Here is an 11,668-nt window from a genome sequence, read left to right on the forward strand (position 1 = left end):
AACCAGCAAGAGAGATAGATTTCTCCATTATAACAAGTAGGAAATTTTTAGCAAACTTCACTATGGCCAATGTATTTAATAGAAATAATTCATGGGCTAAAATGCAGATTAATAAAAATACCTACCTCAAAGCTACTAATCAGAATGAACAGATCGTGGATAGTTTCGTACAACAAGCTAACAAAACTTTGGAGACAAACTCCACTACTACTTTCGAGTATATGAGGGGCTCTAACTACTACACTGAGATAGCTAAGGCTATTAAAGACGCACAGTTTGGAGTTGGAATATATAAGATAAATGAGCAGAACTCTAACACTAGACCTTTTAGTTTTGAATTTATGGGGTATGATAATGTAAAGTTTACTGAAGACGCACTCGGTAAACCTGTAATAGTTTTTAAGGAACATTTCCCTATGAACGGAGAGGACCTTGTTGATAGATTCTCAAATTATCCAGACTTTAAACTACCGACACAAACTTCTGAGGAAGAATTCGACCAAAAGATAAATGTGATCGAGGTTATGATAGGGATGTTTGATGAAGGTTCTGGACTTTACAGATATTACAATGCTGTTTATACAGCTAAATTTGAAGAGTGTTTATGTTTTAGATGGACAGACTACCCTGTATTTATAGTGTTTAGATGGGCTTTAGATAGCTCTAATTGTTGGGGAACTGGTCCAGCAAGAGATTACAAAGATATATTTCAAGGGTTAAAAGATAATAAAGAGAAGAGAAAAAGACATAGAGATAAAATAATTGACCCCCCAGGAGGATTTACAGGAAATTTAGAACTGATATATAAAGTCGGTATAAATGCTGGGGATATAAATTATAATGGAAGTGGTTTACCAGGTGACACAGTGGGTTACCAACCTTATAACATAGGTACTAATCTAATACCTTTGGAACAGGATATCAATGAAGCTAGAAACGCAATTCAAGCAGCTTTCCTAGCACAGCCTTTAGGCACGTTAGATAACTCGGTTAGGAGTGCCACAGAACAGGCAATGAGAATTGAACTGTTTAATAAAGAGTGGTCAACAACAGGCGAGTTAATCAACACTGAAGTTTTATATCCAACCTTCACAGCTTGTTACATGATTTTAAAGGCTAAAGGGCTTTTATTAGATGTGGAGTTAGATGGAGAGGGTAGAAACTATGTTGAGTTTTCAGAACTTCTATATATGAACGAATTAACAAGAAATACAGGACTTGAAGAGGTTAATCAAGTGCTTAACTACTATGGACTTGTTGGAAGTGTTGTTCCAGAAGATAGAAGAGATCTATTAATCAAACCAGAAGAATTTGCGGATTATGCAGCTGATAAAATGAGAATACCTAAGAACGTTTTACCTACTAAGGAAGATTTAAGAAAAACTTTAGAAGAGAGAGCAAAACAACAAATGGCACTAATGGCTGCACAAGGTGGTGTTATGAGTGGACAATAAAATGTTAATGAGTGATAATTATGTAAAACTATTAACTAAATTTGCTGCTGATCCAGAAATATTCGAGTTGATAGACGAATGCATAAAAGATGAATTAAGGGAGAGGGAAAAATATTTCCTAGCTACTGGAAAATACCCAGATGTAAGAAATGGACTTATGAAATTAAAAATGGATATAAACCAAAGAGTGACTCTTTTTAAGGAGGGAAAATAATTGAAATTTAGAAATTTAAGAAATAAATATTTTTTCTATGATGTTAATGATGGAAATAGTGGTGGAGAGGGTGGAGGAACACAAGAAATTATTCCACCAGGTGCAGAAGGTGGAAATTCTGAAGATTTAGAAGGTACAAACACACCACCAGTAGATGGAGAAGGTGCAAATTCAGAGGAAGAATTTAAACCGTTTAACCCTCTAGAAATGACTTTTGATGAAAGCGAGTATGAAGAAAAACCAAACCTAGATTTTAATGGTTATAACCTAGAAAAATACCAAGATAAAATTAATTTCAACGATGAAGCAGTAAGAGAAAGATTTACAAATTTATCTAAAGAATATCAAGAAGCTGGATTCACTCAAAATCAAATTGAGTTTATGCTAGATAAAGAATTACAAATGCAATCTCAGAAAGAAAGAATTACAGATGAACAAATTATGAAGGATCTAAAAGAAAGACTTTCTCCAGAGGTTAAAAAGAATTGGGGAACTCTTACAAAAGAATTAGATGTATTCTTTGAAAACTCTAAATTCAAAGAGCATAAAAAAGCTTTCATGGGAAATCCTGTACTTATGAATATGATTTATGAGTATGGAAAAAGTATAAAGCCTGGAAATACAGACCCTTTAAAACAGAAGGACTTCAAAGGTGAAGCTTCTAGAGTTTATACAGCTAGTGGAGCTTATGATGAGTTCAGTAAAATTATAAAGAGTGGGAATTACACTGACGCCTACGCTTTAGCTAAAGAGTTAAATGGAAAAGTAAAAGAAAGTGACAGAGCAGCATTTAAAGATTTGATGGGTAGTTACCTATCTTAAAAATAAACCGGAGGTATCAAATTATGAAAAAATTCAACTTAAACATTCAATTATTCGCTGACCCAACTGACTATGCGCAATCAGTACAAAAGATGTATGACACTAACTTAACGGCTTTTTCTAAGGAATTAAAAGGACAAGGACTTAAAAAAGGTTGTCAAATTAAAACTGAAGCTAAAGGAGATACAATTTCGTTCTACAGAAGAGGTGCTGGAAAATCTGGAAGTGGAGCAGTTCCTTCAATGTTCCCTGGTGGTGCTACATCTAATCAAGGAGGAAAACCTCAATCTTTTATAGCTAATATAACTAAAATTTGGTCACAGCAACACGTAGAGAAATCAGATATGAATAAAACTGGTTTGGATATAAAGGGAGCTACCATTATATCTATGGGTGATGAAATTCTTAGAACAGAAGACAAAATGATTATGACAGCAGTTTATGCAGCTTCTGGAATTGCTTTAAGAGGGGATGTAACTTTAGATATAGACTCTGAGCAAAACATCAGAGCTTTAGTAGGAACTTGTAGAAGAGCAGCGTTAAGAGCTAAGCAATCTGTTGCTGGAAATACAAAACCAGCTCAATTGGCTATCTCGCTTGATCACTATGAAAAAATTTGTTCTCACGACATCTTTATAAATGGAGATTATAAAAATGCTTTAGGTGATGGAATGTCTAACTTCTTTGGTGCTGAACTTAGAATCACAGACGCAGCAACTGCACCTACTGTAATTCCTCCAGAGGTTATAGGATGGGGAGAATGGGAAGGAACAATGGAAAACTCAGCTGTTTACTTCCCTACAGATGGAGAGAAATGGCATATCCAATCAGTTAAATCTGGAGGTGTAGTGGTTATAGAACCTGAATTGATTACAAAACTTCAATTCAAGACTGCCTAACAATCCTGTAACTTTGTCAGATACTCCAGAAGATACACCTCAACCAATAATTGAGAAAAAAACTAGAAAAAAAATTAATAAAAATGCTTAGGAGAGGGGGAGGAATCCCTCTTTTTCTATACAAAATAGGAGGTAACTTATGTCTGATTTTTCTTTTAAAAACAACAAGCAAATAGAGATTATTAAAGAAATGGTCAAAACCTCTAGTGATAGATATGAAATAAATGGAATAGAATTATCTAAAGCTAGATTTATGTGGAGAAAGTTCCAGGAAGCTTTCCAAATTTTATCACCAGGTAGCTACTCTATAATACAGGAAGCTGGAAACACTTTCCTAAAAATAGATGATACAGTTCTACTTGGAGAAGCAATTGAATTTCAAGTTATATATGTATTTGACCAAGAGTCAAGTCAATATATAGATGATTTTCCAGATGTATCAATTTTAAAAGAGAAGTACAATGAACTTCAGAGGGATTTTACAAACTTAAACCGTTTATTAAAAAGTAACAATATAACGGGCGATACATTAAAGATGTTCTATGTTCTACCAGAACTTAATGAAGGAGAGGTTTGGATAAGGACTAAGGATGGTTGGAGAGGTACAAATGTAGATGACTTAGATAAAATTGTACAGGATTTAATAAATAAAATAGAAACTGAAATAAAACCAGATTTAGTTTTATTTATAAAAACCGAATTAGCTAAAGCACAAGTTATAATAGATGGTATGTTGACACATGATTATATAGATATACCTTTCCTAAACAAAGATATAGTTCAAATTTATATAGATACAGTTACCAAAACAGTTAGAGAATGTGATAATACTAAATTTGAGCCACTTTCAGCTGTAGGGTTAAAGTTTATAAAGGAAGATGGCACAACAGTTACTAGATGTTATTTTAGAGGTGTTTATGATAAACCAACAACTTTAAATATCCAAGATGGTGTATATTGGCAAACTCATACTTCAGTAGATGGTCTAACTCTTATACAACCTCAAAAGTGGAAATCACAAGCCTTTGAGTTATCTAATGGTAAAATGTATTTCGATAGAGGAAACCCTATATTGATTCAAGGTGAATTAGGAACAATAGTTTTTAAGGAATATGAAACTCTTAACCAAGCTAAAGCTGACTCTAGTTTGGTTAGTGGTGATTACGTTATAGTAACAGGAGATACCCAAACTAACGATGGTGGCCAAGGTGTGTATCAATTGGCAAATGGTGTATTTGAATTAAGGGATTTCAATAGAAGTTTCCTAGGGCAAAAAATGGATAAGCAAGATACTATCGAGGATCTAAAAAAATCTACTCAGTATGCTGTAGGTGATGTGGTAGAAGTTCTTGGGTATTCTGTTAAAGGTGATGGTAAAGGGTTTAGGGTCAATATTTCTTCTAAAGATGAAGGTACTGGAATTCGGTTGTACAACAACTTATGGGCTAATATTATTAAAGGTTCTGAAGAATATTCTGTTGATCCATTTGTGGCTGGATTTGAAGTTTTAAAAAGCAGAGCTAATGATACGGATTATTATTTGGTTAAAATACCTAAAACATTTAAAATGCAACTTGGTTTAGCTGAGGACATGTTGGAAAAAACCGAAAGAAACATAGATTTTTCGCTACGTAAAAATACTACAATTTCTATAAACGCCGGTTTGTTTGATGTAAACACTGGAGCAACTAAAGGGGTGGTAATAAAGGACGGTGTCGTATTGAAGCGTCAAAGCATACAACCTACTGTAGGCGAAGAGTTGTTGTGCATTAACAGCACCGGAGAGTTAAGTTCTGTAAATTCGGGAACGGTCGATCCAGATATTTTAGTCCAATCCGGGGTAGAAAGTGCGGTGCAAGGTTGGTACCCTTTAATACGTGATGGTAAAGAGTTGCCTGGAAGAGACCCTATGAACAAATTACCTAGGCAAGTTATTTCTCGAAAAAACGATGGAAGCTATGTCATTTTTACTTGTGACGGGAGGACAGAGTATGATTTAGGTATGTCTACGCAAGAAGTTTGTTCTATACTTTTAAGTGAAGGTGTGGAATTTGCATACATGCTGGATAGTGGTGGTAGTACAAGTACAGTTGCCAATGGTGTGAAACTAAATAAAAATATAGACAATATGACAGAAGATAGAAAAGTTGCTAATTTTTTGTATTTTTCAAAATTTGATGAATATGAGTTGCAAATTTTTAAAGTTATAAAAGAAATATCTGAACTAAAACAAAACTTCAACAAAAGATTAATAGAGTTATCAAACATAGAATCCGGTTTATTGCAATTAAAACCAAAAACATTGAAGGTTCCGGGTGTGGATATTTATGACATAAATTTATCAAGAAGAGCTAAAATTGGATATGATTCAACAAATGAATTTTTCTTTGTAGACGGGTTCGATGGCAGTTATAAAAATTTATTAAAGTTTAAAAACGGAGAAATGTACACCTTCGGAAAAGCTTCATCCAACTTCTACGGTCAATTAGATTTAGTTGTCGGAAATATAGAAAATGTTACAACTTCTGGAATTTATAGATGTGGTAGTTCGACTACAGACAAACCTAACCAAGTACCAACTAGCGATTATGGTTCTGTAATATGTATGAAACACGGAACAGATTCAAGGAATTTTATAGATGTTTATTTTTCGAAAGAGAGAGAAGGAAAGGTTTTTGTTAGACAAAGATATAGTTCTGGTGTTGGTTCCTGGGTGGAGTTAGCTACAATTCAAAACTCTGTACAACTTCTAGACACCCCTTACCACGCAACACAAATGTCTAAACTAGGTATTTTAGACTCGTACCATAATTATCTAACAGACTTGCATGAGTATGAAAAACAACAAAAAACTCAATCTGATACAGGTGTTATGAATTTAAATGTGATTCAACCACCTATAATTCCAACAGAAGTAGAAGAATATGCAAAAGAATACAATTTACTATAGGAGGAAAAAATGGGAAGTAAAAATATTATAATTCCGGTTGGTGAACCAAAACCAACTGGAAGCAAAAAAAATAAAGTTGTCTACTATGAACTTGTGGATTCTCAACAAAGTTTAGATGTAACAGCAGATATTATAATTTATAACACTACACCAACAACCGATTATAACCAAGCCTTGCCAGATATAAGAAATCTACAAGAAAATGCAAGTATATACCTAAACAATTTATCTGATACAGAACAATTGACATTTACCCCGGAAGTTCCTGGGCAAAGGGTAGCTGGAGGAACTGAACTTGTTTTATTTCCTAATTATGAAGCTTTACTTATACCAGATAGAATAAATAATAATTGGGATGTAGCTTATTACCAAACTAGAGGTAAAACAGTTAGACAAATCAGAGATATAGGAATGATAAATATCCCTAAACAAGATGATAGTGACTTTTGGGCTATGAAATTAAAAAGCCAGGGAGCTGTTAAATTTTTACATAGAGAAGATGATAAAAGTGTAACAGTTATATTAGATGAAGAACATCCTATAATAGCTCCATTACCTGTAGATTATCTTGGTAGATTTGATTTTCCGGTTAAGCTTACAGCTACAAAGGTTGAAAGGAAGGTAAAAATATTACCTTCCGAAACTTTCGTGAGCGATTCGGTTACAACAAATTTAATAAATAAAAGTTTGGTTATAAAAAAAGGTGGAACTAAATATTGTAATATTAGATTAGAAACTGGAGTTCAAATGACTTCTCCAATTAAATTTGAAATTAGAGCTGAACTTTTTGATCCTAAAACAAATGCAGTTATAAATGATATAAAAGGTGTAGCTTGCAGAATAACACAACAAATTAACCAGAGTGCCAAAATAAACAACATGTTTGGCGAATGGTTGGTAAATTTAAATGCTGATGATGAAGTGGCTATAATGATAACTCACAACGCTTCTGTAGAAGTTAATTTAAATGAGCTTTCAGATACTTCTGGTATAACTATATGTGATTATGATAGAGATAGTAAAGGTATGAAATCTTTAACAGCTGACTCTGTACAAGCTAAAACATGGCCATTTATAGAGAGTGTATCACTCAGTGCTGGGGAAGTCATAGTTCCACCAGTTTCAAAATTTTTAAACAAGCAAGAAATTACAGTTGTTGATTTTGATATGATCGACGAAAATATACTAGCTTCTGGAAATGTGCCTTTCAAAGTTAAGGTTGAGAATGGAGTTACAACAATAACTGACGCAAATCAAGTTGGTATATTAGGTTATTTCACTGTAACGGAGCCTTATTGGGTGAATTTATTAAAAAATGTAAATTTAAACTTACATTTAGATTTAGGTGTGGATGTTCCAGATTCTAGTGCTTATTACGTCCACATTTTAGGTTATACAGGCGATATAAGTACCGACTTAGATTATATGCCTATAAGTTCACAAACAAACCTACAATTCACTTATAAACAAAACTACGAGTTAATAAAAGGTTTTGAGGTTCCTTTAGGTGGTAGTGGAGTTGTAGATTCTACTTTTATTATACCAGACAAATACAATATTGTGATGATAGGTGTAACAGATATAGAAGCCGAAATTCCAACAAAACTTATAATAAGAAATTTATCTGTTGAATCCACTGAAGATATGTTTAGTTATAAAATAACAAGAAAATAGAGGTGGTATATGAATAGGGTAATTATAATTTTATTAACAATTTTTATCCTATCCAATGCTTACAAGCCTAGTATAAATACAGCTACTTATACTGGGCTTGACAGTGTTGTTGGAATGGGAGAGGTTAAAACTAAATTAATTTTAGAAGAAATAAAAAAAGAAAAATTTAAAAATGCAGATGATTTTAAAGAAAGAACAGGCCACAAGATAGGTGATAAAGTTTTTAAAAGATTAAATAAAAAATATAAAATTTAGGAGTGGTAGAAATGAAAGAACAATTGGTTAAACAATTAATAAGACATGAAGGTTTGAAATTAAAAGCATATATATGTCCAGCTGGAAAATTAACTATAGGAGTTGGGAGAAATTTAGAAGGGAGAGGAATTACTCCAGAGGAATCTAAAAAAATATTTGGAGCTTATTTATCTAAAAAAGAATACGTTAAACGGTTTAAAAAAGAGGGTATTTCTAAGGAAAATGCTTTATACTTGCTTGATAACGATATTGAAAACTGTGAATTTGACCTAAGAAAAAATCCTTTTTATAACTTACAAAATCAAGTCAGAAGAGAAGTTTTGATAAATATGTGTTTTAATCTTGGTTATGGTGGACTTTTAGGATTTAGGAAATTTTTAGCAGCTATGGAAAAAAAAGATTATCCTACTGCAGCTAAAGAAATGTTAGATAGCAAATGGGCCAAACAAGTTAAGGGTAGAGCTATTGAATTAAGAGATCAAATTTTAAAGGGGGAATACATATATGATTAGTAAAATTTTACCTGTATTAAATAAAATTATTGGAATATTTGGAAAAAATTTAGAAAATAAAAAAGTTATTGAAAAAGAAAAATTAAATTATTTCCACAAAACCCTTAGTGTGCTGCTGATTGTTGTCGTTGTCTCAGCTATGCTTATGAGTTTAAAGGGTGACAATTTAGGCTCTTACTGGTATGATTTAATTGACACTATTTTAAAGTACATGACAGTGTAGAAAGAAGGTATCAGCATGAGGAAGATTTTAATATTTTTACTAATTTTATATTTATTCAACAGTGGAATGCAATTAAATAAATCAGAAAAAATTTATAAAAACCACAAAACTCCAGTGAAAATAGTTCTTAATATATAGAGGGGGTGGAGTTCTTGGAGAACATAAAATGGTTTATAAACCAGGGTGTGGCTGTAGCTGCTCTAGTTGCCTTGTTATATATAGAATATAAAAGGGCTGGTGGTATTTCTAAAATGCCAGAAAAAATCGAAAAATTAACAGAAGAAGTCAAAAGTTTGAAGGAACAAATTAATAAAAAACAGGAGGACCAAGATGGATAAAGGAAAAATAATACAAATGGCTTTTTTAAGACTTGGTAAGAACAATGAATATAATGACAACAAAAGTGATGAATATAAAACGGCCACTCTTTTATGTGATCATATTATAGAGCAACTAGCAAAAGAAACAGCATTTCTTTTTAACTCTGTAACAGTTACACTGACCCAATATCAACCTAGCACAAATGTGTTAGGTGAGAACAGGTTTAATAAACCAGCTGACCTATTAAATATAATTAGGGCTAATGTTCCAATAAGAGAGGAAGGGGAATTTATTTATTCCAATGAAAAAGAGGTGCAACTACAATATTGTAAAAAAATAGATATTGTAAATATGCCAGATAATTTAACTGACTTAGTTATATATGGTTTATGCATACAGCTGTGTCTTGCTTATAATTCCTGGATAGAAAGAATAAGTTATTTTGAACAAAAATATACTGAAGAAAAAGCAAAAATTTTAGCTAACCAATTTAATAGTTTTAAGTTTGGAGGGTAGAAAATGGCAGATGTGAGAACTAATAATTATTTTTTTTATGGAGAAACAGGAAGAAGAATGGATGGTATAAGGGATAGTGAAATAGCTAGAAGCTCAGCTAAACTATTAAGAAACTTATATGTGACAGAGTTAGGAAATTTAAAATTTGCTAAAAAATTCTTAGAAAAAATAAATAATATTTCAAATATAGTAGAGGTATTAGATACCAGATATACTTTTTACATAATAATTACTACAGATAAAATTTACACTGTAAATAAATCTGATAACAATTTACTTTACCAACACGCAGCAAACGCCACAAAATCCACAAATTGCAAGATGTTTAATGACTCCCTTATAATTTGTACCCCTACACCACAAGTTTATGAATTCAATAAAGATAATGGCCAGATAGGTACATCAAACTTTTTAACTTTACTAACTTATCCAGTTATAGAAAAAGAAACAGTAAAGATGGAAGTTTTTAGAGTTTATGAAATAACAGTTGGAGATAAAAAAGAAAACAGGGTTATGAGTTTATCTAAATATGAAAACCCTAAATTAGAGGTTAAAGGCGATGGAGTTTATCTTGAAAGTTCTAATATAAAATTAGATAGAATTTATAAACAATCTCGTAGCACTATTGACCCAGAAACAATAGCTGGTATTACTCCTGGTTTAACTTTTGCAGTTATGGAGGTGTATTATAATAAGGTTACTGAAAACAATACAGTTAAACAGTATATTTTAGGAAATACCAATATAGAATTTACAGGAGAAACAGCGGACTCTTTATACGGATCCAGCTATTTTACTGGAATAAATGTTCAAACAAAAGGCCAACTAACTTGGGGAGAATTAAAAGAATTAAAAAATAATTTTACTGACGCTGGAGTTTTTGGTCCTAGATTTTATGTTATAAAAGATGATGTTGTATTTTTTTCTAAAATAGATAACTTCTTTGATTTTAGAAATGATATTAAAGATGATAGTCCATTTTATTTTAAACCTTCCCCAATAAATAACCAAAGACCTACATACATTAGGTCAAAAGCTGGAAACGGTTTATATATCACCACTAATAAAGGGGTTTATGTGGTTACTTTCGATAAAGTATTAACCCCTCAAACTTACAGGGTTTTTATAGCTTCAGAAATTCCAGCACTTTGGGAATGCGAATTAATAGGAGATAACTTTTATTATATTTCTGAAGATAATGTGATAAAATGTATACAACCAGTACCAAATGAGTTAGGGTATGAAAGTTACAAAACTTTTAATGTAGAAAAATTTAATATTGATTCCAAACCTAATTTTTTAACTAAAATTACTATAGAAGGAGTAACAAAACTTGTATCTCAAATTATGAATAATGTTATAGAAATTTATGATGTGATAGATGTAAACGTTTTTAGAAAAACTTCTTTAGATTTAAATTATTCTACAAAACTATTTGGTTACAATCAAAACTTTGTACAAGATACAAAATTCCTCACAAAATCAAATTTAAACTATGCACAAGCTATCATCACATTAAACTCACCTTACTCTAAGACAAAAGCTGGTGGAGTGTATGCAAATGATTTTAACAGCACAATAGAACAAGTTTCCATGAAATGTTTAAATGGTAAAAAAGAAGCTATAAAAGGAGTTTATATCCTGGAGTCACCTTTGAATAACTTAGGAAAAGAAGAGGATGATTTTTCTGTATATAGAATTAAAAAATCAAAGAGAGTTGGTAGTGGTTATAGTATAAAAATTTTATCTAAAGAAAATGAGGAAATTTTAGAAATTTTAGGAATTGACACTTTTGTTAATATAGTTGGAGATAATTAGGAGGTGCTTT

Annotated in this window: 12 protein-coding genes; all 12 read left to right on the forward strand. The window is 31.8% G+C overall.

Annotated elements, in window-relative coordinates:
- Positions 1-1,454 (forward strand): portal protein (locus ACRDDY_RS10535; protein ID WP_438564908.1); only part of this gene is annotated, 1,454 nt, incomplete at its 5' end.
- Entirely contained in the window at positions 1,444-1,668 is a 225-nt protein-coding gene (locus ACRDDY_RS10540; protein WP_438564909.1) for a hypothetical protein, read from the forward strand. The genes ACRDDY_RS10535 and ACRDDY_RS10540, both read left to right, overlap by 11 nt.
- Positions 1,669-2,490: a hypothetical protein gene (locus ACRDDY_RS10545; RefSeq protein ID WP_438564910.1), complete on the forward strand. Its 822-nt coding sequence runs from the start codon at positions 1,669-1,671 to the stop codon at positions 2,488-2,490. It begins immediately after the preceding gene.
- A 23-nt stretch (positions 2,491-2,513) separates the two neighbouring features.
- A complete protein-coding gene (locus ACRDDY_RS10550; RefSeq protein WP_438564911.1) occupies positions 2,514-3,389 on the forward strand; it encodes a hypothetical protein in 876 nt (291 codons plus the stop codon).
- Positions 3,390-3,528: 139 nt separating this feature from the next.
- Positions 3,529-6,339 (forward strand): phosphodiester glycosidase family protein, encoded by a 2,811-nt coding sequence (locus ACRDDY_RS10555; protein ID WP_438564912.1) that lies wholly within the window; start codon positions 3,529-3,531, stop codon positions 6,337-6,339.
- A 9-nt stretch (positions 6,340-6,348) separates the two neighbouring features.
- Positions 6,349-8,013 carry a hypothetical protein gene (locus ACRDDY_RS10560; RefSeq protein ID WP_438564913.1) on the forward strand — a complete coding sequence of 555 codons (1,665 nt, stop codon included), beginning with the start codon at positions 6,349-6,351 and terminating at the stop codon, positions 8,011-8,013.
- A 9-nt stretch (positions 8,014-8,022) separates the two neighbouring features.
- Complete coding sequence (locus tag ACRDDY_RS10565) at positions 8,023-8,268, forward strand: hypothetical protein (RefSeq protein ID WP_438564914.1); 246 nt, start codon at positions 8,023-8,025, stop codon at positions 8,266-8,268.
- 11 nt (positions 8,269-8,279) lie between these two features.
- On the forward strand, positions 8,280-8,780 hold the full coding sequence (locus tag ACRDDY_RS10570) for a glycoside hydrolase family protein (RefSeq protein ID WP_438564915.1): 501 nt from the start codon (positions 8,280-8,282) through the stop codon (positions 8,778-8,780).
- Positions 8,773-9,003 carry a hypothetical protein gene (locus tag ACRDDY_RS10575; protein ID WP_438534767.1) on the forward strand — a complete coding sequence of 77 codons (231 nt, stop codon included), beginning with the start codon at positions 8,773-8,775 and terminating at the stop codon, positions 9,001-9,003. Before ACRDDY_RS10570 ends, ACRDDY_RS10575 begins: the two co-directional genes overlap by 8 nt.
- A gap of 152 nt (positions 9,004-9,155) precedes the next feature.
- Entirely contained in the window at positions 9,156-9,341 is a 186-nt protein-coding gene (locus ACRDDY_RS10580; protein ID WP_438534768.1) for a hypothetical protein, read from the forward strand.
- Positions 9,334-9,840 (forward strand): hypothetical protein, encoded by a 507-nt coding sequence (locus ACRDDY_RS10585; protein WP_438564916.1) that lies wholly within the window; start codon positions 9,334-9,336, stop codon positions 9,838-9,840. The genes ACRDDY_RS10580 and ACRDDY_RS10585 overlap by 8 nt, the downstream gene beginning before the upstream one ends.
- A gap of 3 nt (positions 9,841-9,843) precedes the next feature.
- A complete protein-coding gene (locus ACRDDY_RS10590) occupies positions 9,844-11,658 on the forward strand; it encodes a hypothetical protein (RefSeq protein ID WP_438564917.1) in 1,815 nt (604 codons plus the stop codon).
- The last annotated feature ends 10 nt before the right edge of the window (positions 11,659-11,668 follow it).

Origin of the sequence: Clostridium sp., from assembly GCF_051656525.1 — a bacterium.
Taxonomy (GTDB): Bacteria; Bacillota; Clostridia; order Clostridiales; family Clostridiaceae; genus Clostridium.